The sequence below is a fragment of the Ramlibacter sp. G4-7 genome (genome assembly GCF_057784995.1).
The window spans coordinates 93,604-113,765 of the sequence record NZ_JBYNTT010000012.1; the positions used below are offsets into that span (position 1 = coordinate 93,604).

General features: G+C 71.3%; 17 protein-coding genes. 7 read left to right on the plus strand and 10 right to left on the minus strand.

The window, feature by feature from the left end; genetic code table 11:
- Positions 1-57 precede the first annotated feature (57 nt).
- From AC3EGR_RS17420 to AC3EGR_RS17450, 7 genes are all read right to left on the minus strand, one after another.
- Entirely contained in the window at positions 58-1,380 is a 1,323-nt protein-coding gene (locus tag AC3EGR_RS17420) for a TolC family outer membrane protein (RefSeq protein ID WP_488547769.1), read from the minus strand.
- A 59-nt stretch (positions 1,381-1,439) separates the two neighbouring features.
- Entirely contained in the window at positions 1,440-1,778 is a 339-nt protein-coding gene (locus tag AC3EGR_RS17425) for a rhodanese-like domain-containing protein (RefSeq protein ID WP_488547770.1), read from the minus strand.
- Positions 1,779-1,789: 11 nt separating this feature from the next.
- A complete protein-coding gene (locus AC3EGR_RS17430) occupies positions 1,790-2,479 on the minus strand; it encodes a protein-L-isoaspartate O-methyltransferase family protein (RefSeq protein ID WP_488547771.1) in 690 nt (229 codons plus the stop codon).
- A 19-nt stretch (positions 2,480-2,498) separates the two neighbouring features.
- On the minus strand, positions 2,499-5,708 hold the full coding sequence (locus AC3EGR_RS17435) for an efflux RND transporter permease subunit (RefSeq protein WP_488547772.1): 3,210 nt from the start codon (positions 5,706-5,708) through the stop codon (positions 2,499-2,501).
- A gap of 12 nt (positions 5,709-5,720) precedes the next feature.
- Positions 5,721-6,890 carry an efflux RND transporter periplasmic adaptor subunit gene (locus AC3EGR_RS17440; RefSeq protein ID WP_488547773.1) on the minus strand — a complete coding sequence of 390 codons (1,170 nt, stop codon included), beginning with the start codon at positions 6,888-6,890 and terminating at the stop codon, positions 5,721-5,723.
- On the minus strand, positions 6,887-7,561 hold the full coding sequence (locus tag AC3EGR_RS17445; RefSeq protein ID WP_488547774.1) for a TetR/AcrR family transcriptional regulator: 675 nt from the start codon (positions 7,559-7,561) through the stop codon (positions 6,887-6,889). Before AC3EGR_RS17445 ends, AC3EGR_RS17440 begins: the two co-directional genes overlap by 4 nt.
- Before the next feature lie 96 nt (positions 7,562-7,657).
- Positions 7,658-8,419: a YdcF family protein gene (locus AC3EGR_RS17450; RefSeq protein WP_488547775.1), complete on the minus strand. Its 762-nt coding sequence runs from the start codon at positions 8,417-8,419 to the stop codon at positions 7,658-7,660.
- Between the two features lie 92 nt (positions 8,420-8,511).
- Here AC3EGR_RS17450 and msrA point away from each other — a divergent pair, with 92 nt between their 5' ends.
- Complete coding sequence (gene msrA, locus AC3EGR_RS17455; protein WP_488547776.1) at positions 8,512-9,051, plus strand: peptide-methionine (S)-S-oxide reductase MsrA; 540 nt, start codon at positions 8,512-8,514, stop codon at positions 9,049-9,051.
- A gap of 33 nt (positions 9,052-9,084) precedes the next feature.
- Here the strand turns inward: msrA and pdxH are convergent, their stop codons facing one another.
- Positions 9,085-9,735, minus strand: coding sequence for a pyridoxamine 5'-phosphate oxidase (gene pdxH / locus AC3EGR_RS17460; protein ID WP_488547777.1), 651 nt, complete (start codon positions 9,733-9,735; stop codon positions 9,085-9,087).
- Between the two features lie 27 nt (positions 9,736-9,762).
- On the opposite strand from pdxH, the gene AC3EGR_RS17465 reads away from it, so the two are divergent.
- Positions 9,763-10,299 carry a nucleotidyltransferase family protein gene (locus AC3EGR_RS17465; RefSeq protein WP_488547778.1) on the plus strand — a complete coding sequence of 179 codons (537 nt, stop codon included), beginning with the start codon at positions 9,763-9,765 and terminating at the stop codon, positions 10,297-10,299.
- A gap of 9 nt (positions 10,300-10,308) precedes the next feature.
- Here the strand turns inward: AC3EGR_RS17465 and AC3EGR_RS17470 are convergent, their stop codons facing one another.
- Positions 10,309-10,866, minus strand: coding sequence for a gamma-glutamylcyclotransferase (locus AC3EGR_RS17470; protein WP_488547846.1), 558 nt, complete (start codon positions 10,864-10,866; stop codon positions 10,309-10,311).
- 142 nt (positions 10,867-11,008) lie between these two features.
- Between AC3EGR_RS17470 and edd the strand changes: the two genes are divergently transcribed.
- The 3 genes from edd to AC3EGR_RS17485 are packed head-to-tail and all read left to right on the plus strand — an operon-like array spanning position 11,009 to position 14,051.
- Positions 11,009-12,832 carry a phosphogluconate dehydratase gene (gene edd, locus AC3EGR_RS17475; protein ID WP_488547779.1) on the plus strand — a complete coding sequence of 608 codons (1,824 nt, stop codon included), beginning with the start codon at positions 11,009-11,011 and terminating at the stop codon, positions 12,830-12,832.
- On the plus strand, positions 12,823-13,476 hold the full coding sequence (gene eda, locus AC3EGR_RS17480; protein WP_488547780.1) for a bifunctional 4-hydroxy-2-oxoglutarate aldolase/2-dehydro-3-deoxy-phosphogluconate aldolase: 654 nt from the start codon (positions 12,823-12,825) through the stop codon (positions 13,474-13,476). The genes edd and eda overlap by 10 nt, the downstream gene beginning before the upstream one ends.
- Before the next feature lie 59 nt (positions 13,477-13,535).
- A complete protein-coding gene (locus AC3EGR_RS17485; RefSeq protein WP_488547781.1) occupies positions 13,536-14,051 on the plus strand; it encodes a DUF1697 domain-containing protein in 516 nt (171 codons plus the stop codon).
- Positions 14,052-14,059: 8 nt separating this feature from the next.
- Here AC3EGR_RS17485 and gloA read toward each other — a convergent pair whose 3' ends face one another.
- The gene (gene gloA / locus AC3EGR_RS17490; protein ID WP_488547782.1) at positions 14,060-14,449 is read right to left on the minus strand and encodes a lactoylglutathione lyase; all 390 of its coding nucleotides are present in this window, start codon (positions 14,447-14,449) and stop codon (positions 14,060-14,062) included.
- 104 nt (positions 14,450-14,553) lie between these two features.
- Here gloA and AC3EGR_RS17495 point away from each other — a divergent pair, with 104 nt between their 5' ends.
- On the plus strand, positions 14,554-16,389 hold the full coding sequence (locus tag AC3EGR_RS17495) for an autotransporter assembly complex protein TamA (RefSeq protein ID WP_488547783.1): 1,836 nt from the start codon (positions 14,554-14,556) through the stop codon (positions 16,387-16,389).
- Complete coding sequence (locus AC3EGR_RS17500) at positions 16,389-20,126, plus strand: translocation/assembly module TamB domain-containing protein (protein ID WP_488547784.1); 3,738 nt, start codon at positions 16,389-16,391, stop codon at positions 20,124-20,126. Before AC3EGR_RS17495 ends, AC3EGR_RS17500 begins: the two co-directional genes overlap by 1 nt.
- Positions 20,127-20,162: the final 36 nt, after the last annotated feature.

Consider the following 20,162-nt stretch of genomic DNA (forward strand, 5'->3'; position numbering starts at 1 on the left):
ACCGTTCGCCGGCAGAGCCGGCGCCACCCTGCGCGTGCGCCGACGTCGTCCGCCGAATCAGCGCGCCAGCAGCGTATTGAGCCGGACCAGGTCTTCCGGCGTCAGCGTCCCGTTCGCCTGCCGCAGGCGCAGGTGGCCCAGCAGCACGTTGTAGCGCGCCTGCGAAAGGTCGCGCTTGGTCTGGAACAGCTGCGTCTGCGCGTTCAGCACGTCGATGTTGATGCGCACGCCGACCTGGTAGCCCAGCCGGTTCGCGTCCAGGGAGCTCTGGCTCGACGCCTCCGCGGCTTCCAGCGCGCGCACCTGGCCTTGCCCCGACACCACGCCGAAGTAGGCGGTGCGCACGGCTTGCGCCACCTGGCGGCGGGTGGCCTCCAGGTCCGTGCGGGCCTTGTCCTCCAGGGCCAGGGTCTCGCGCACGCGGTTCTGCACCGCGAAGCCGGAGAACAGCGGCAGGTTCATGGCGATGCCGGCCGTGCCCTGCTTGGGCGTGTTGTCCAGGATGGAACTGGCGCTGCCGTTGCGGTTGTTGAGCCAGCCGTAGCTGGCGGTGAGGTCCACGGTCGGCTTGTGGCCGGCGCGCGCCTTGTCCGTTTCCAGTTCCGCGATTTCCACGTTGGACTTCGCCGCGAGGATCTGCGGGCTGGCGTCCTCGGATGCGGCGACCCAGGCCTCGGGGTCGGCGGGCTGCGGCGGCGGCACGTTGTCCAGCGAGCGCAGGGTGTTCGGCTGCGATGCCGGCTTGCCCACCAGCGTGTCCAGGGCCAGGCGCTTGATGCGCAGGTCGTTCTCGGCCTGGATCTCCTGGGCCAGCACCAGGTCGAAGCGCGCCTGCGCCTCGCGGGTGTCGGTGATCGTGGTCGTGCCGACCTCGAAGTTGCGCTTGGCCGAGGCCAGCTGTTCGGCCGTGGCTTCCTTGAGCGCGCGGACGAAGGCGAGGGTGTCCTGCGCCGCCAGCACGTCGAAGTACGCCTGGCTCACGCGCACGATCAGGTCCTGGCTCGCGGCGGTCAGCTGGTATTCGGCCTGCTGCATCTGCCGCTGCCCCTGGCGGTAGGTGGCCAGGTTGGCAGGGCGGTACAAGGGCTGCGAGGCGCTGAGCGTGGCGTTCTGGGTGCCGAAGGCCCGCTCCTGCGGCGGGTTGTCGACGTTGAGCTTGCTGCGGCTGACGCCCGCGCTCAGGGCCGCCTGCGGCAGGATGCCCGCCTTGGCCTGTTCCGCCCGGTACAGGTTGGCGTCGTATTGCGCCTTGGCCGACTGCCAGGTGGCGTCGTACGCGCGCGCCTCCTCGTACATCTCCAGCAGGCTTTCCGCGCGGACGGGGCCGGCGCCGGCCAGCCCGATGGCCGCCACGAGGGGCAGCAGGCGCAACTTCGTCATGGTCCGTCCTTTTACGTCTTGCTTTTTCTGGAGTCCTACTTTGACGATTCTGGGCGCCATCAGTACCGAGGAATTCCCGGATCACGCTCGCGCGACCAGGCGTCGATGCCGCCTGCGACATTCGCCACATCGGCGTAGCCTTGCTGTGCCAGGAACATCGCCACCCGCAGGCTGCGCGCACCATGGTGGCACAGGCAGGCCACGGGCCGGTCCTGGGGGAGTTCGGCCAGGCGCGCCGGGATCTCGTTCATGGGGATGGCGACCACGTCGAAGTCGCCGGGCGGCACGCTGGCCGTCTGCACCTCCCAGGGTTCGCGCACATCCAGCAGCACGGGGCGCCCGGCCTGGCTCTGCAGCCATTCGGGCCAGTCGGCGGGGCGGACCTGGGAAATCGTCATGGGGCGGACCTTCAGAAACGGAAGCGCGACGGCTCGGGGAAGTGCGCCAGCCGCGGGGCGGCCGTGTCCCAGGGCTGCGTGGTGGTGGTGCCGCTGTCGCCCGTGCGGGTGATGAAGGTGGCGCGCATCACCGTGTCGTCGCCGACGATGGCGGCCAGGCGGCCGCCGACCTTCAGTTGCGCCACCAGGGCCTGCGGCACCTCGGCCACGGAGCCCGAAAGCACGATCACGTCGAACGGGCCTTCGGCAGCAAGGCCCTTGGCGCCGTCCGCCTCGCGCACCTCCACGTTGCGGATGCCCGCGCGCTGCAGGTTGTCGCGGGCCAGGCGGGCCAGTTCCGGCGAGAGTTCCAGGCTGATGACCCGCTGCGCCCGGCTGGCCAGCAGGGCGGCCATGTAGCCGGAACCGGTGCCGATCTCCAGCACCTTCTCTTGCGCCCGCGGCGCCACGTCCTGGAGCAGGCGGGCTTCCTGCTTGGGCTCGAGCATGCACCAGCCGTGGCGCAGGGCCTCGTCGGTGGGCGTCGCCAGGGGGATCATCATGTCGGTGAAGGCCAGGGCCTTGTGCGCGGCGGGGACGAAGTCCTCGCGCTTGACCTGCGACAGCAGCGCCAGCACGTCGAGGTCCAGCACGTCCCAGGGGCGGATCTGTTGCTCGATCATGTTGAAGCGGGCGCGTTCGAGGTCGGGGACGGCGTTCATGGCAGGATTCTCGTGGCAGTCAGGACAAACCGTCCATTCTAGAAGCCGGCACGGGGTCTGCCCCGCCGCCGCCGGAGCCGGCGGCGTCCTTCGACTTGCGGGCAGCCCGGCGCCCGCCCTTCAGCCAGGCCGCCAGGTCGTCGAGGTAGCAGTACACGACCGGCACCACCACCAGGGTGAGGAGGGAGGAGGTGATCACCCCGCCGATCACGGCCTGCCCCATGGGCGCGCGCTGCTCGGACCCCTCGCTGAGGGCGAAGGCGAGCGGCACCATGCCGAAGACCATGGCCAGGGTCGTCATCAGGATGGGCCGCAAGCGCACCCGCGCGGCGTGCAGCAAGGCCTGCGAGCGCTCCATGCCTTGCTCGCGCATGCGGATGGCGAAATCCACCAGCAGGATGGCGTTCTTGGTCACCAGGCCCATGAGCAGGACGATGCCGATCACGGAAAACATCGACAGCGTGGAGCGGAAGGCCAGCAGGGCCAGCACCACGCCGATCAGCGTCAGCGGCAGCGAGGTCATGAGCGCCAGCGGCTGCAGGAAGCTCTTGAACTGGCTGGCCAGGATCATGTAGATGAAGATGACGGCCATGGCGAGCGCCGAGACGGCGTAGCCGAAGGACTCGGTCATGTTCTTGGTCGAGCCGCTGAACTGGTAACGGTAGCCGGGCGGCAGCTGGATGGCGTCCAGGCGCTGGCGGATGTCGCCCGAGACGTCGCCCGCCGAACGCGCATAGGTGTTGGCGCTGAGCGCCACTTCGCGCATGAGGTCGCGCCGGTTGATCTGGTTCGGGCCGGTCGCCTCGCGCACGGTCGCCACCTGGTTCAGGCGCACGATGCGCGGGCTGCCGTCCGCGTTCGCGCCGACGGCGAAGGGCAGGCGCTCCAGGTCCTGCGGCGCGTTGCGCGCCTCGGGCGCCAGCCGCACGTTGACGTCGTAGGTCTCGTCGTCGGGAGCGCGCCAGTTGCCCACCGTCTGGCCGGCCACCAGCGTGCGCAGCGCGCCTGCGATCTGCGCCACCGACAGGCCCAGGTCCGAGGCAACGTCGCGCCGCACCTGGATGGCGACGGTGGGCTTGTCGGGCTTGACGCTCGAATCCAGGTCGACCAGGCCCGGGACGTCGCGGATGCGCTCGCTCGCCAGCCGCGACAGGCGCTCCAGCTCCTTGAGGTCCGGGCCTTGCAGGGAGAACTCGATCTGCTTGTTGCCGCCCACGGCGTCGAGCAGGCCCGCGTGCGTGACGGTGATGCCGGGCACCTGCTTCAGGCGCTCGCGCAGGACGCCCGCCATCTGGTGCACGCTGCGCTCGCGGTTCTTGCGGTCCACCATGCGCACGTAGACGCTCGCGTAGATCTTGCCCGTGGCGGCGGTGTTGATGGTGGCCACCGTGTAGCGCACCTCGGGGAACTCCCGGATGATGGACTCCACCTGCCGCGCCTTGGCCTCGGTGAGCTCCAGCGAGGAGCCCACGGGCGTGTAGAAGCTGACCGTCGTCTCCGAGAAATCGGCCTTGGGGACGAACTCGGTGCCCAGCAGGGGCACCATGAGGACGCTGGTGAGGAAGATCGCGACGGCTCCCAGCACCGTCGCGAGCTTGTGCGCGAGCGACCAGCGCAGGATCGCCTGGTAGGTGTCCGCCAGGCGCTCGGTGGCGCGGTCGAACCAGCCGGTGACGCGGCCCACGGTGCGGTCGTAGGTGGTGGGCTTCGCCTTGGGCTTGCCGTGCCCTTCGGCGTCCGGGTCGTGCCACACCGAGGACAGCATGGGGTCCAGCGTGAAGCTCACGAACATGGAGATCAGCACGGCCGCCACGATGGTGACGCCGAACTCGTGGAAGAACTTGCCGATGATGCCGCCCATGAAGCCGATGGGCAGGAACACCGCGACGATGGAGAAGGTGGTCGCCAGGACGGCCAGGCCGATCTCCTGCGTGCCGTCGAGCGCAGCCTGGTAAGGCGGCTTGCCCATCTGCACGTGCCGAACGATGTTCTCGCGCACCACGATCGCGTCGTCGATCAGCAGCCCCACGCACAGCGACAGCGCCATGAGCGTCACCATGTTGATGGAGAAGCCGAAGGCGTACATGAACAGGAAGGTGCCGATCAGCGCGATGGGCAGCGTGAGCCCCGTGATGACCGTGGAGCGCCAGGAGTTCAGGAACAGGAAGACGATCAGCACGGTCAGCAGCGCGCCTTCGAGCAGCGTGTGGCGGACGTTCTCCACGCCCACGCGGATGGGCCGCGAGGAGTCGGTGACCTGCTCCAGCTTCACGCCGCCGGGCAGCTGCGCCTGCATCTCCTCCAGCGTCTTGCGCAGGCCGTCGATCACGGCGATGGTGTTCTCGTCCTGTGCCTTGAGCACCTGCAGCAGAAGGGTGCGCTGGCCGTTGTAGAGGGCCAGGTTCTCCACTTCCTGGCCGCCGTCGGCGACGCGGGCGACCTGGTTCACCCGCACCGGCGCTCCGTTCTTGCGCACGACGATGATCTGGCCGAAGTCTTCCGGCCGCTGCATGCGCGCGTCGATCTGCACCACCCGCTCCTGGGTCAGCGAGCGGACCGCGCCCACGGGCAGGTCCTGGTTCTCGCTGCGCACCGCCGAGACGACCTGGTCGGCCGTGATGCCCAGCGCCTCCATGGCGGGCGGGTCCAGGTAGATGTTGAGCTCGCGCTTGCTGCCGCCCACCAGCGCCACCGAGCCGACGCCGCGCACGTTCTCCAGCCGCTTCTTGAGCACCTGGTCGGCCCAGTTGGTCAGCTCCACCGGCGTCATGGCGCGCGCACCGCCGCGGGTGTCGGGCAGCACCGCCAGCGACCAGATCGGGCGATTGGCCGGGTCGAAGCGCAGCACGCGCGGCTCCTTGACCTCGGTGCGGAAGCTGGGCCGCACGGACGCGACCTTCTCGCGCACGTCATCGGCGGCCTTGCGGCCGTCCACGTGCAGCTGGAACTCGATGATGACGAGCGACTGGCCTTCGAAGCTGCGCGAGGTGAGGGCGTTGATGCCGGCGACGGAGTTCACCGCCTCCTCCACCCGCTTGCTGACCTCGCTCTCCACGATCTCGGGCGAGGCGCCCGGGTACTCCGTCTGCACCACCACCACCGGGAACTCGATGTTGGGGAACTGGTCGATGTTCAGGCGCTGGTAGGAGAACAGGCCCAGCACCACGATGGCGAGCATCACCATCGTGGCGAACACGGGATTCTTCAGGCTGACGCGGGTGAACCACATGGCAGGACCCGCCTAGGGGCTGGGTGACTTGCTCGCTCCCCCCTTGGGGGAAGGCTGGGGTGGGGGCGCCGTGAACTTCACCAGGGTCCCCTCGCGCAGCGGCCCGACATGCCCGAGGATCACCGTCGCCCCGGGCGCGACTCCCTGCACCGCCACCCACTGCTCCTTGTTCGCATCGCCGCGCTCGCCCGCCTGCACGCCGCGGTGCGCCACCTTGCCGTCCTCCACCACCTGCACGTAGGGCGAGGGCTTGTCGGTGCGCAGGGCGGACAGCGGCACCGCCAGCGCCGAGGCCTGTCCCAGGCGCACGGTGCCTTGCGCGAAGAGGCCCTGGCGCAGCCCCGTCGTGTCCGCGATCGCGAGGTAGGCCAGCACGCTGCGGCTTCCCGCCATCGCGCTCGGATTGATGCGCGCCACGCGCGCGGCGATGGCGCGCGGGCTGCCTTCGACCTGCAGCGTCGCCTCCTGGCCGACCCGCAGCTCCACGGAATCGGCGGCGCTCAGGGTGGCTTCCATCTCCAGGCTGGACAGGTCGACGATCTCGAGGATGCGGCCGTCGATGGCGACGCGCTCGCCCGGTTGCGCGAGGCGCTGCGCCACCACGCCCGTGATGGGCGCGCGCAGCACCGTGTCTTCCAGCCCCTTGCGCGCGAGATCCACGGCGGCGAGGGCGGCCTGGTGCGTGGCCCGCGCGCCGGTCAGGCTGTTCTGCGAGGTGTCCAGCGCGGACTTGGAGATGAAGCCCTGGTCGACCAGCGCCTTGTTGTTGTTGAACTGGCGCTCCGCGATGTCGATCTGCGCCTTGGCCGCATCCGCCTGCTGCTGCGCCTGGTTCAGGCGCGCCTGCCCCTCGATGCGGTCGATGCGCGCGACCACCTGGCCCGCCTTGACCGGATCGCCCTCGCGCAGCACCAGCGCCTGCAGTTCGCCGGGGACGCGCGCCTTCACGATCGCGGAATGCACGGCCTTGATCGAGCCGGACACCGGCAGCCCGCGGCGCAGCTCGCGCTGCTCGACGCGCACGACGTCGGTGGCGGCGAGTTCGACGATGGGTTGCGCCTTCTGCGCCGCGAGCTGGGCCTGGGCGGCCTGCTGCGCCTGGCGCGCGCCCATGGCGCGCCAGCCCGCCGCGGCGACGAGCAGCACGACGGCCGCGGCCGCCACCCCGTGCCAGCGCTTCATGCCTGCTCTCCTGGCCGCACGCACAGGCCATGGAGCAGCAGCTCGAGCTGCGTCTCCACGTAGCGTTGCGCATCCAGCGGGTATTCCTGCGGGGCGCACGCGCCCAGCGAGTGCTTCATCATGATCAGGAAGATCATGGGCGCGACGATGCCGAACACCGCGTATTCGACGTCCATGGGACGGAACTCGCCGCGGTCGATGCCGCGCTGCAGGATGCGCCGCACGAGGTCGGTGCCGGGGCGGATCACTTCCTGCTGGTAGAAGGCGGCGAGCTCCGGGAAGTTGCGCGCCTCGCTGATCATCAGCTTGGTGATGCCCGAGGCGCGGGTCGCGCCTATGCGCTCCCACCAGACGCGCATGCAGTAGCGCACCATGTCGGCGGTGGAGCCCTCGAAGCTCTCGAATTCGTCGCGCCACTCCGCGAAACGCCCGGACATGTTCTCGCGCACCACCGCCTTGAACAGTTCTTCCTTGCTGGGAAAGTACAGGAACAGCGTGCCCTTGGAAACGCCGGCGCGGGCGGCCACTTCTTCCGAGCGGGTCGCGGCAAAGCCCTTTTCCACGAACAGGTCGAGGGCGGCGTCGAGCAGCTCGCCGGGGCGCGCCTCCTTGCGGCGCTCGCGCTTGGCCTGGATGTCGTCGCCGCGTTCGGCAAGGCGGGTGGGGGGCATGGTTGGGCTGGCGGATGACCGGCTTTAATGACTGACCGGTTAGTAATGTAGAGGCGCCACGCCGGATGCGTCAAGGCAGCCCATCCGTCAGGCGGATCAGGCGGCGCCGGCGCCGCGCGCCAGCCACTCCCGCAGCAACTGGCGGCAGGTGTCGGCGCCGTGGATGGAGGGAAACCACTGCAGCAGGGGCCGCTCGAGCGGGGTGGGGAAATTCGTTGGCGCCGGCAGGACCTGGAGCCCGGCCTGGCGGAAGACCGCGGCCGCGCGCTGCATGTGGGTGGCGTCCGTGACCAAGGCGATCTGGCGGATGCGGTCGCGGCGCAGCAGCTCGCCCATGCGCGCGGCGTTCTCCGCCGTGTCGCGCGATCGGTCGTCCATCCAGCGCAGCGTGAGCCCGTACTCCTCCTGCAGCACGCGCCGCGCCACCGTGCCTTCCGCCTCGGTCGCGGTGCCGGCGGCAGCCCAGCCGATGCCGCCCGCAAAGCCCAGGGGCTTGCCGGTGCGCCGGGCCAGCCAGGCACCGTAGCGCAGGCGCGCCAGCGTGTGCGGCCCGGGCTGTGCTGCACCGTATTCGCTGGCCGATGGCAGCACGCCGCCGCCGAGGATGATGATGGCCTGCACGGGCGCGAGCTGCTGCGGCTGCACGGCCTGCACGGCGGGCAGCAGGCGCTGCGCCAGCGCGAGCGCGATGACGTTCGTGCTCAAGGCCCAGGCGAGCACCAGCCCGATGAAGGCCAGCAGCAGGCCGGCCGCGCGCTTCCACAGGGCCAGCAGCAGCCCCAGGAGCAGCAGGAGCAAGGGCCCGGCAGGAGGCAGCACGAGCGCGGCCAGCACCGGCTTGAGCTCACTCGGCAGCATGGACGGATCCCCTGACGCGAACGATGACGTGCATGGGCGCGCATCCTAAGCCAGGGGCGCTTGCGGCTAAAGTGGCGTGTCAGGAGAATCACATGAGCGACTTGCAGCAAATCGTCCTGGGCGGCGGCTGCTTCTGGTGCACCGAGGCGGTGTACAAGGAAGTGCGCGGCGTCACCGACGTCGAATCGGGCTATAGCAACGGCGACACGCCGGCCCCGAGCTACGAGGAGGTGTGCACGGGCCGCACCGGGCACGTCGAGGTCGTGAAGCTCACCTACGACCCCCAGCAGGTCAGCACCAACCAGTTGCTGCAGATCTTCTTCGTCGTGCACGACCCGACGCAGATGAACCGCCAGGGCAACGACGTGGGCACGCAGTACCGCAGCGGCATCTACTACACCAACGACGAACAGAAGCGGGCGGCGGACGACCTGATCCGCGAGATGAGCCAGGACAAGCTGTTCGGCCGGCCCATCGTCACCGAGGTGCAGCCGCTGAAGAACTACCACCCGGCGGAGGACTACCACCAGGACTTCTTCGAGAAGAACCCCACGCAAGGCTATTGCCTTGCGGTGGCGGCGCCGAAGGTGGCGAAGTTCCGCAAGACGTTCGCCGAGCTGACCAGGAAATAGGCGGCGGGAACGGTGGGGTTCCCACCGAAGCCCCTACGGCGCGAGCCGCTCCCGCACCCAGCTGCCCTGTTCCAGCCGGTACCTGAGCCGGTCGTGCAGCCGGCTCTTGCGCCCCTGCCAGAATTGCCAGGTGTCCGGCACCAGCCGGTAGCCTCCCCAGTGCGGCGGCCGCGGCGGGTTCAGCAGGTACTGCGCGCCGTACTTGGCCGCATTGGCCACCAGCACGCTGCGCCCCGTGATCACCTGGCTTTGCGGGCTGGCCCAGGCGCCGATGCGCGAGTCCAGCGGGCGGCTCGCGAAATAGGCGTCGCTTTCCTCGCCGCTGGTCTTTTCCACGCGGCCTTCGATGCGGACCACCCGCTCCAGCTCCACCCAGTGGAACTGCAGCGCGGCCCAGGGGTTGCCGGCCAGTTCCTGGCCCTTGCGGCTGTCGTAGTTGGTGTACCAGACGATGCCGCGGGCGTCGTAGCCCTTGACCAGCACGACGCGCGTGCTGGGACGCAGGTCGCTGCCGACGGTGGCCAGCGTCATTGCGTTCGGCTCCGGCACCTGGGAGGCGATGGCTTCGCTGAGCCACTGGTCGAATTGCCGAAGCGGGTCGGCGTGCGACGCGTCCTCTCCCAGTTCGGCGCGCTCGTAGCTTTTGCGCAGGGCGGCGATGCCCTCGGCGGTGCTGCTGCTCATGGCGCGATTCTCGCCCACAATCGCCGCATGGGACTGCCCGTCGTGCTCGTGCTCGCCTCCGGCCGCGGGGAGCGCTTCGTCGCCTCGGGCGGGCGGGGCTCCAAGCTGCAGGCGCTGCTCGCGGGCCGGCCCGTGATCGAGCACACCCTGGCCGCCGTGCGCGCCAGCGGCCTGCCTTTCCATGTGGAGGATGCGGGCCACCCGGGCATGGGCGACTCCATCGCAGCGGGCGTGCGCGCCACCGCGGGCGCCAGTGGCTGGCTGGTGCTGCCCGGGGACCTCCCGCTGATCGCACCGGCGTCGCTGCGGGCAGTCGCGGCGGCGCTGGCGCAGGCGAGCGTGGTGCTGCCGTCCTACCGCGGGGTGCGCGGCCATCCTGTGGGCTTCGCCGGCGTGCACGGCCCGGCGCTGCAGGCCCTGGCCGGTGCGCAGGGCGCGGCATCCATCGTGCGGGCGGCGCAGCCGCTGCAGCTGGAACTGGACGACGCCGGCATCGTCATGGATGTCGACACCGTCGACGATCTCGCGCGGGCCGAGGCGCTGCTGGGGCGCAGGGCCTCCTAGCCGGCGCCTTCAGGACGGACCGCGCTCGATCAGCCGCAGCAGCCGCTCCAGGTTGCGGTCCCGGATGTCGTGCCGCTGCAGTTCTTCCAGCGTGCGGTGCGCGTAGTCGAGCGTGGTGCCGTAGATGCCGGAGGCGAACGCGAAGATGGCGCGGTACTCCTCGGCGCTGAGTTCGCCTGTGTGGCTGGGGCTCTTGCGGGAGAGCGTGAAGGCCAGCGCCCGCACCGGGCCCTGCTCGGTTTCGGCCGTGAGCCAGCGCGGGTCGTAGACGGCCAGCGTCATCTCGCGCTTCCACAGGCGCGCGAGCACCTCGGGTCCGCGTTCGCGCGGGATGCGGAACACGACGCCCCGGCAGCAGCCGCCCGTGAGCAGGCCGAACACCAGCCCCGGGCGCTCCGGCGTGCCGCGGTTGATGCGGCTCCACATCTTCAGGGCGCGGTGCCAGCCGTGCACGCGGGCGGCGCGCCGCTCCGCGAAGTCGAACTCCGGCCGCCAGATGAGCGAGCCATAGCCGAAGACCCACAGATCCTCGTTCCCGCCCCACTCGGACAAGGCCTTCTCCAGCATGGCGGTGGGGTCCCGCACCGGCTTCAACGCGTCGCGCACGGGCCAACTCTAGCGGAGCCGCCGCGCGACCGGAAGTTGGTAACCGGTTCGTACCCCGTGGCGACCCCAAGAACAGCGCGGCGGGGTAGCATTCCTGCAACCCATGAAACTCCATCCCGTGCTGGAAGCGGTGACGCAGCGCATCCGCCAACGCAGCGGACCCACGCGGTCCGCTTATCTGAGCCGCATCGATGCCGCCGCCGCCCGCGACCGCGGCACCGACCGCATGGGCTGCGCCAACGTCGCGCACGCCTTTGCCGGCATCCCGCCGAGCGACAAGTTCCGCGTCGTTGCCGAACACGCGCCCAACATCGCGATCGTGAACGCCTACAACGACATGTTGTCGGCGCATGCGCCTTATGGCAGCTACCCGCCGCTGATCAAGGACGAGGCGCGCAAGCACGGTGCCACCGCGCAGGTCGCCGCCGGCGTGCCGGCCATGTGCGACGGCGTGACGCAGGGCACGGCCGGCATGGAGCTGAGCCTGTTCTCGCGCGACACGATCGCGATGGCGACCGCGGTGGGCCTGAGCCACGACGTGTTCGACGCCACGCTGATGCTGGGCATCTGCGACAAGATCGTGCCCGGCCTGCTGATCGGCGCGCTGCACTTCGGCCACCTGCCCACCGTGTTCGTGCCGGGCGGACCGATGCCAAGCGGCCTGTCCAACAGCGAGAAGGCCAGGGTGCGCGAGCAGGCGGCGCAGGGCCTGGTGGGCCGCAAGGAACTGCTGGAAGCCGAAGAGAAGGCCTACCACACGCAAGGCACCTGCACCTTCTACGGCACGGCCAACAGCAATCAGATGCTCATGGAAGCCATGGGCCTGCACGTGCCCGGCGCCGCCTTCGTGCAGCCGCAGGACACGCTGCGCGAGGAGCTCACGCGCGAGGCGGTGCGCACCGCGCTGGCCATCCTCAAGGGCCGCCGGTACGCCCCCATCGGCCGCATCGTGGACGAGCGCTGCATCGTCAACGCGATGGCGGCGCTGCTGGCCACCGGCGGGTCGACCAACCACCTGATCCACTGGGTCGCCGTGGCCCGCTCGGCGGGCATCGTCATCGACTGGGACGACTTCGACCGGCTGTCCTCGGTGGTGCCGCTGCTGGCGCGCGTCTATCCCAACGGCTCGGCGGACGTGAATGCCTTCCAGGACGCCGGCGGCCCCGGCTACGTGATCCGCGAACTGCTCGATGCCGGCCTCATGCACGAGGACGTGCTCACCGTGCGCGCAGGCGGCCTGCGCGAATACACGCGCACGCCCGGCCGGGCGGAGGTGGACGCCGAACTCACCTGGAACGACACGGGCGCCAGCGGCGACGAAGCGATCCTGCGTCCGGCCCGTGCGCCCTTCAGCCCCACCGGCGGCCTCAAGCTGCTCACGGGCAACCTGGGGCGCAGCGTCATCAAGGTGTCCGCGGTCCCCGAGGACCGGCACGTGATCGAGGCGCCCGCGCGCATCTTCGACAGCCAGGAGGCGCTGCTCGCGGCCTTCAAGGCCGGCGAGCTGGAACGCGACTTGGTCTGCGTCGTGCGCTGGCAAGGGCCGCAGGCCAACGGCATGCCGGAGCTGCACAAGCTGACGCCGCCTCTGGCGGTGCTGCAGGGCAAGGGCTTTCGCGTCGCGCTGGTGACCGACGGGCGCATGAGCGGCGCGTCGGGCAAGGTGCCGGCGGCCATCCACGTCTCGCCCGAGGCGGCCGCCGGCGGCCCGCTGGCCTTGCTGCTCGACGGCGACCTGGTGCGCCTCGACGCGCCGGCGGGGACGCTGCAGGCGCTGGTCGACGCGAAGGAGTGGTCGCTGCGCCGGCCCGCCGAGATCACCGAAGCGCAGCTCGCGCAGAATGCGCACGGCGTCGGCCGGGAACTGTTCGCCGGCATGCGGCGCAACGCGAAGGCCGCCGAGGAGGGCGCCTGCACATGGCTTTGAATTCGACGGACCGGCGGCCGACGCCGCTGGAAGTGATGCAGGACGCGGCGGTCATCCCCGTCATCGTGCTGCAGGACCCGGCGCATGCCGTGCCGCTGGCGCGCGCGCTGGTCGCCGGCGGCATCCGCATGCTGGAGGTGACCCTGCGCACGCCCGTGGCGCTGCGCTGCATCGAGGCGATCGCCAAGGAGGTCCCGGACGCCGTGGTCGGCGCGGGCACCGTGCGCAGCGCCGCCGATGCCCAGGCCTCGGCCCTCGCCGGGGCGCGCTTCGCGGTGAGCCCGGGCTACACGCACGCGGTGGGAAAGGCGTGCCACGACCTGGGCATCGCGCTGCTGCCGGGGGTGGCCACGGGCAGCGAGATCATGATGGCGCAGGAGGACGGCTACACGGCGCTGAAGTTCTTCCCCGCCGTGCCTTCCGGCGGCGCCGGCATGCTCAAGGCCTGGCACGGCCCCTTCAACGACGTGAAGTTCTGCCCCACCGGCGGCATCACCGCAGGCAACGCGCGCGAGTTCCTGGCGCTGCCCAACGTGGCCTGCGTCGGCGGTTCCTGGCTCACGCCGGCCGATGCGATGGAGACCCAGGACTGGGCCCGCATCACCCGCCTGGCCAGCGAAGCGGTGGCGCTGCGACGCCCATGATGCCGGGGCGATGCAGCCGGCGCGGCGCCGGACGCGCCCACTGGCCGCGCTAGCCGAGCATGCCGCGCCAGGCCGCTTTCCTGCGCGGGGTCAGCCCCATGAACTGCCAGATGGCCGCGCTCAGGCTCGCCTTCGAAGCGGCCGGCTTCACCGACGTGAAGACGGTGCTGGCCAGCGGCAACGTGGTCTTCGGCGGCAGCGGCACGCGCCAGGCGCTCGAGAAGAAGGCCGGCGCGGCGATGGAGCAGCACCTGGGCAAGTCCTTCGCGCCTTTCGTGCGCCGCGTGCAGGACTTGCAGGAGCTGGTCGACGAAGATCCCTTCCGCCGCTTCAGGCTGCCGGCGCAAGCGAAGAGGGTCGTCACCTTCCTGGCCGACGGCGTCGGCGCGCCAGCGAAGCTGCCGCCGGAGATGCAGCAGGCCAGGATCCTCGCCGTCGCCGACGGCATCGCCTTGAGCGCCTACGTGCCGCTGCAAAACGATCCGGCCTTCATGCGCCTGATCGAGAAGACCTTCGGCAAGGACGTGACCACGCGCACCTGGGAGACCGTGAAGAAGGTGTGCGCCGCCGGCTAGCGGCCGGCTCAGTCCGCGTCGCGCTGGATCAGCTCGATCTTGTAGCCGTCCGGGTCGGTGACGAAGGCGATGACCGTGGTGCCACCCTGGACCGGGCCCGGCTCGCGGGTGACGTTGCCCCCGGCCGCGCGGATGCGGTCGCAGGCAGCGTAGGCGTCGGCCACGCCGATGGCGATGTGGCCGTAGGCCGATCCCATCTCGTACTTTTCGACGCCGTGGTTGTAGGTCAGTTCCAGTTCGGCGTGTTCGGGATTCTTGCCGTAGCCCACGAACGCCAGCGAGTATTTCTGTTCCGGCCGCTCGGTCGTGCGCAGCAGCTTCATGCCCAGGACCTGGGTGTAGAAAGCGATGGACCTCTGGAGGTCCCCGACGCGCAGCATGGTGTGGAGAATTCGCATGTGTCCATGATAGCCACCGGCCCCAGCTCGACCATGCGCCGCATGTCGTCGTCGGCTTGCGCCTACGACGCACCATGCGCGGCCCGGCGATAGTTGCGGGCTTCATGATCCGCACCCTCCTGGTGGCGGCGGTGCTGGCGTGGCCGGCAACGGCCGTCCTCGCGCAAGCCGGCGATGTTGCCAACGGCCCGGTCCCTCCCGGCCTCCCCGCCGAACCGGCGGCCAAGGCGCAGCCGGCCTTCGACCTCGTCGTGCGCGCGCCCGACCCGCTCAAGGCCTTGCTGGAGAAAAACCTCGAGCTCAGGCGCTACCGCGAGGTGAGCGACCTGGACGACGCGGAGATCGCGCGCCTGGTGGTGCTGGGCGAGAAGGACGCGCGCGAGCTGCTGGCCACGCAAGGCTACTTCGACCCGCAGGTGCGCATCGAGCGCGAGCCCGGCGCGCGCACCACGCTGGTCGTGACGGTGGAACCGGGCCGGCGCACGACGGTCGGTGCCGTCAGCGTCGACTTCGAGGGCGACATCGCCGCGAGCACGGACCCGGAAGCGGTCGCCCAGCGCGATGGCATTCGCAGCGGGTGGGCGCTCCCGCCCGGCCAGCCTTTCACGCAGACGTCGTGGGACCGCGCCAAGGCGGTCGCCACGCGCGCGCTGCTGGCGCGCCGCTATCCCGCGGGCCGCATCAGCTACAGCCTGGCCGACGTCGACGCGGCCACCGCCTCGGCGCGCCTGGGCCTGCGGCTGGATTCCGGCCGCCTCTTCCACCTCGGCCCGCTGCACGTCACGGGCGTGCAGCGCTACGACCCGGTCCTGGTGCCGCGGCTGGCACGCCTGCCGGCCGGCACCGTGTACGACCAGGAGCGCATCGTGCAGGCGCAGCTGCGCCTGACGGGCAGCGGCTACTTCGATTCGGCCTTTATCTACGTCGACCCCGCAGCCGATCCCGATGCGGCACCGGTGCAGGTCACCGTGCGCGAGGCGCCGCTGCAGAAGGTGGTGCTGGGCATAGGCTTCACCACCGACGGCGGCCCGCGCGCCACGGTCGAACATACGCACAACCGCGTGCCCGGCCTCGGCTGGCGCGCCGTGACCAAGCTGCAGGCCGAGCAGAAGAACCCGTTCGCGCAGTCGGAGTGGACCGCCATTCCCGACGAGGACGGCTGGCGCTGGTCCGTGCTGGGACGCGCCGAGAAACTGGACGACGACCGGCTGGTGACGCACTCGCAGCGGCTGCGCGCCGGGCGCTTTCGCAACGGCGACCGCATCGACCGGAACTGGTACGTGCAGTACGAACGCGCGCGCGTGCAGAACCCCCGCAACGTGCCGCTGACCGCGGCGGACACGGGCGACGGCTCGGCGCTCACCGTGAACTACATCTGGACCGGCCGCTACTTCGACAGCATCCAGTCGCCCACCTCGGGCTACGGCATCGGCTTCGAGCTGGGCGGCGGCTTCACGCTGGAAGGCGACCGCCAGCCCTTCCAGCGCACGCTGGTGCGCTGGCTCGGGTACCGGCCCCTGGAGCAAAGCCGGCTGGAGCTGCGCGCCGAGGCGGGCGCCGTGTTCGCGCGCCAGCACGCGGAAGTGCCGTTCACGCAGTTGTTCCGCACCGGCGGCGACACGTCCGTGCGCGGCTACAAGTACCTGGACATCGGCGTGGAGCTGCCCGACGGGGTGATCGGCCCGGGCCGCTACCTGGCCGTGGGCAGCCTCGAGTGGCAGCGGCCCATCCGCGTGCGCGGCCAGCCCACGGAGTTCGAGCACACGCTGTTCGTCGATGCCGGTGCGGTCGCCGACAAGCCGTCCGAGCTGCGCGCGCGGGTGGGCGTGGGCACGGGCGTGCGCTGGCGCAGCCCGGTCGGCCCGGTGGAAGCGGCACTCGCATATGGAGTGCATTTCAAGAGCTTCCGCCTGCATTTCAGCGCAGGATTCGTCTTCTGATGAAAGCCGCTGCAGCTTCCCTTGCCCGCTGGACCGTCCGCGTCCTGGTCGGCTTCGGGCTGTTGCTGGCCCTGGCTGCGGCCCTGCTGTGGTGGTGGGCGGGGCAGGAGGGGTCCCTGGAATGGGCTTTGCGCCGCATCCCCGGCACTGTGCCGCTGCAAAGCGAAGGGGTCCAGGGTTCGCTGCGCGGCGGCTGGCACATCCGGCGCATCGTGTGGGAACGCGACGGCCTGCGGCTGGAGGCGGAGGACATCGAGCTCACGTGGCAGCCGCTCGCGCTGTTGAACCGCACGCTGCAGCTGGAGCAGGTGCAGGTCGCCCGCGCGCGGCTGGTCGACACGCGGCCCAGCGACGACGAGCCCCTGAAGCAGCCGGACAACCTGCGCCTGCCCTGGCGGGTGCAGGTCGAGTCGCTGAAGGTGGGCTCCTTCCGGTACGAAGGCAAGGCGCAGGTGGATGCCGCGCAGCTGGAGGCCGGGTACGCTTTCGACGGGGTGCACCACCGCGCGACGGTGCGCTCGCTGCAGCTGGCCGGCGGCAGCTACAGCGGCGAAGCGACGCTGCTCGCGATCGCACCGCTCACGCTGGACGCGAAGCTGCAGGGACGCTTCACGCCGCCTCTGCCGGCAGGCGGACGGCCCGTCCCCTTGCAGCTGCAGGCGAGCGTGCAGGGGCCGGCAGCGGCGCTCGCCGTGCATGCCGAATTGAAGGCGCAGCGTGGCGGCAGCACGGGGGACGCGGCGGCGGCAACGGTCGATGCGAAGCTCACGCCCTTCGAGAAGATGCCGCTGCCGCAGGCCGACGCGGCGTTCCGCGCGCTGGACGCATCGCTCTTCTGGCCGGCCGCGCCCCGCACCGTGCTGTCCGGCACGCTCCAGGTGCGGCCGCTGCCGGACAAGGTCTACCGGCTGCAGGCCGACGTGCGCAATGCGCTGGCCGGTCCCTGGGATCGCGAACGGCTGCCGCTCACGACCTTGCGCGCTGCCGCGGAGTGGCGCGAAGGCACGGCCTTGCTGGAATCGCTGTCGGCGCAGGCGGGCGGCGGCACGGTCGAAGGCAGCGGCCGCTGGCAGGGCGCGGGCTGGCGCTTCCAGGGGCGCATCGAAGGCGTGGACCCCGCGCGGCTGCACACGGCGCTGGCGCCACTGCCCTTGTCCGGGCCGCTGCAGCTCGAAGGGGAGGGCCGCGCCGTGGGCTTCGACGTGTCGCTGGCTGCCGGGCGCCCCCGGGCGCAGGCGCCCGACGTGCTGCAAGCGCTGCAGCTGCGCGACCTGGCGGCGACGGGACGCTGGTCCGGCGACACGCTGCGTCTTTCGCAGCTGCGCGTGCGCACCAGCGATGCGCAGCTCGAAGGCGAGGGCGAGTGGCAGGTTTCGGCCAAGGCGGGCAGCGGTCGCTTGCAGCTGCGCGCGCCCGGCCTGCAGGCGCAGGCGCGCGGCAGCCTCGGTGAAACGAGCGGCCAGGGCTCCGCGGATCTCGCTGCAGGCGACCTCGCGCGCCTGCAAGCCTGGGTGGCGCGCTGGCCCGGCGCGGCCGGCCTGCTGCGGGGCCTGGCGCTGCGCGGGCAGGCCGATGCGCAGCTCGCCTGGCAAGGCGGCTGGCAGGACCCGACGGTGCAGGCAGGCGCCACGGCGCGCTCCTTCGGGTGGGAGCCGCCGCCTCCGGCCAACAGCGCCGCCCCGCCGGCCTGGACCGTTCGCGACGCGGCGGTGCAGGTGCAAGGGCGGCTGCGCGACGCGACGCTGGACCTGCGGGGCCAGGCGGAACAAGGGCAGCGCCGGGTCTCGCTCGCGACGCAGGGCCGCATCGGGGCGCAGCTGGGCGGGGCGGCCACGGCATGGCGCGGCACGGTCGCCGCATTGAACGTGCAGGTGCAGGATCCGTCGATCACGCCGGGGCCCTGGCGGGTGGAACTGCGACGGCCCTTCGACTGGCGGGCAGTCGCAGGCAACATCGAGGTCGGTGCGGGCGAAGCGCTGCTGCGTGCGCCGGCCATGCGAAGCGGAGCGCCGGCGAGCGATGCCGTCCTGAGCTGGTCGCAGGTGCGCCGGCAAGGCGGGCAGCTCACGACCGCGGGGCGGCTTGCGGGGCTGCCCCTGGCCTGGGTGGAACTGCTGGGTGGCGCCCAGCTCGGTGGCGCCGCGCTCTCGGGCGACCTGGTCTTCGACGCCCAGTGGAACGCGCAGATCGGGGCCAACGTGCGGCTCGACGCGTCGATCGCGCGCGTGCGCGGCGACGTGAACGTGCTGGCGGAGACCGTCGACGGCGGCACGGCCCGCGTGACGGCCGGCGTGCGCGATGCGCGCCTCGTGGTCAGCACCCAGGGCGAGCAGCTCGAGTTCCGCGTGCTGTGGGACAGCGAGCGCGCGGGCCATGTCGAAGGCGTGGTGCGCAGCCGCCTCGCGCGCAGCAACGGGGGCTGGACCTGGCCCGAGCAGGCGCCGCTGTCCGGGCGCGTGCAGGCCAACCTGCCGCGCATCGGCGTGTGGTCGCTGCTGGCGCCGCCCGGGTGGCGATTGCGCGGCTCGCTGGTGGCCGACGTGCAGTTCGGCGGCACGCGCGTGCAGCCGGATCTGTCCGGCACCCTCCGGGCCGACGAGCTCGCGCTGCGTTCCGTGGTGGACGGCATCGAGTTGCGCAATGGCCGCCTGCGCGCGCAGCTGGCCGGCCGCCGCGTGATCGTCAACGAGTTCGTGCTCCAGGGCAGCAGCGAGGGCGGCGGCGACGGCGGCCGGCTGTTCGCGCAGGGGGAGGGCAGCTGGACGGCCGAAGGTCCGCGCTTCGACGTGGAAGCGCAGCTGTCGCAGTTGCGTGCCAGCGTGCGCAGCGACCGGCAGCTGACCGTCTCGGGCACCGCCACCGCCCACATGGACCGCGGCGGCACGCGCATCGACGGCGACCTGCGCGTGGATCGGGCGCGGATCCAGATCGCCGACGAGAGCCCGCCGCGCCTGGGCGAGGACGTCGTGGTGCGCAACGCGGGCGGCGTCGCCGCGACGGAAGCGGAACGCCGGCAGCGTCCGCCGGCGGCCGAAGGCGGCTCGCGCGTGGACCTGAAACTGCGCTTCGACCTCGGGCCGGACTTCCGCGTCGCCGGCCGCGGCATCGACACGCGCCTGGCCGGCACCGTGGAAGTGCGGGGCAGCCCCAGCGGCGCGCCGCAGATCGTGGGCGTGATCGGCACCGTGGGGGGCACCTACCAGGCTTACGGCCAGCGCATGAACATCGACCGCGGCGAGCTGCGCTTCACCGGCCCGCCGGACAACCCGGCGCTGGACATCCTGGCGATCCGGCCGAACATGATCCAGAAAGTGGGCGTGCAGGTGACGGGCCGCGCGCAGTCGCCGCACGTGGAGCTGTATTCGGACGCGGGCCTGTCCGATGCCGAGATCCTGTCGTACGTGGTGCTGGGCCGCTCCTCCGCCGGCGGCGGGGCGGAAACCGCGCTGCTGCAGCGCGCCGCAACGGCGCTGCTGGCCGGCCGGGACGGCACGGGCAAGGGCATCGCCGGCAGCCTGGGCCTGGACGACCTGAGCGTCACGCCGGACAGCACCAGCGGTGCCGTCGTGCGGGTGGGCAAGCGCTTCGCGAACAACTTCTACGCGGCCTACGAGCGCAGCCTGCAGGGGGCGATGGGCACCCTGTACGTGTTCTACGACGTGTCGCGCAAGCTGACGGTGCGCGCGGAGGCCGGGGAGCGCACCGGCCTGGACCTGATCTGGACCTTCAGCTGGTAGGGTGGTGCGGCGAACGCCGCAGACGGTGAGCGAAGG

Bases quoted from the DNA above. Each gene is read 5' to 3' on its own strand.
- AC3EGR_RS17420 (WP_488547769.1), bottom strand. From the start codon at position 1,380: ATGACGAAGTTGCGCCTGCTGCCCCTCGTGGCGGCCATCGGGCTGGCC.
- AC3EGR_RS17425 (WP_488547770.1), bottom strand. From the start codon at position 1,778: ATGACGATTTCCCAGGTCCGCCCCGCCGACTGGCCCGAATGGCTGCAG.
- AC3EGR_RS17430 (WP_488547771.1), bottom strand. From the start codon at position 2,479: ATGAACGCCGTCCCCGACCTCGAACGCGCCCGCTTCAACATGATCGAG.
- AC3EGR_RS17435 (WP_488547772.1), bottom strand. From the start codon at position 5,708: ATGTGGTTCACCCGCGTCAGCCTGAAGAATCCCGTGTTCGCCACGATG.
- AC3EGR_RS17440 (WP_488547773.1), bottom strand. From the start codon at position 6,890: ATGAAGCGCTGGCACGGGGTGGCGGCCGCGGCCGTCGTGCTGCTCGTC.
- AC3EGR_RS17445 (WP_488547774.1), bottom strand. From the start codon at position 7,561: ATGCCCCCCACCCGCCTTGCCGAACGCGGCGACGACATCCAGGCCAAG.
- AC3EGR_RS17450 (WP_488547775.1), bottom strand. From the start codon at position 8,419: ATGCTGCCGAGTGAGCTCAAGCCGGTGCTGGCCGCGCTCGTGCTGCCT.
- msrA (WP_488547776.1), top strand. From the start codon at position 8,512: ATGAGCGACTTGCAGCAAATCGTCCTGGGCGGCGGCTGCTTCTGGTGC.
- pdxH (WP_488547777.1), bottom strand. From the start codon at position 9,735: ATGAGCAGCAGCACCGCCGAGGGCATCGCCGCCCTGCGCAAAAGCTAC.
- AC3EGR_RS17465 (WP_488547778.1), top strand. From the start codon at position 9,763: ATGGGACTGCCCGTCGTGCTCGTGCTCGCCTCCGGCCGCGGGGAGCGC.
- AC3EGR_RS17470 (WP_488547846.1), bottom strand. From the start codon at position 10,866: ATGCTGGAGAAGGCCTTGTCCGAGTGGGGCGGGAACGAGGATCTGTGG.
- edd (WP_488547779.1), top strand. From the start codon at position 11,009: ATGAAACTCCATCCCGTGCTGGAAGCGGTGACGCAGCGCATCCGCCAA.
- eda (WP_488547780.1), top strand. From the start codon at position 12,823: ATGGCTTTGAATTCGACGGACCGGCGGCCGACGCCGCTGGAAGTGATG.
- AC3EGR_RS17485 (WP_488547781.1), top strand. From the start codon at position 13,536: ATGCCGCGCCAGGCCGCTTTCCTGCGCGGGGTCAGCCCCATGAACTGC.
- gloA (WP_488547782.1), bottom strand. From the start codon at position 14,449: ATGCGAATTCTCCACACCATGCTGCGCGTCGGGGACCTCCAGAGGTCC.
- AC3EGR_RS17495 (WP_488547783.1), top strand. From the start codon at position 14,554: ATGATCCGCACCCTCCTGGTGGCGGCGGTGCTGGCGTGGCCGGCAACG.
- AC3EGR_RS17500 (WP_488547784.1), top strand. From the start codon at position 16,389: ATGAAAGCCGCTGCAGCTTCCCTTGCCCGCTGGACCGTCCGCGTCCTG.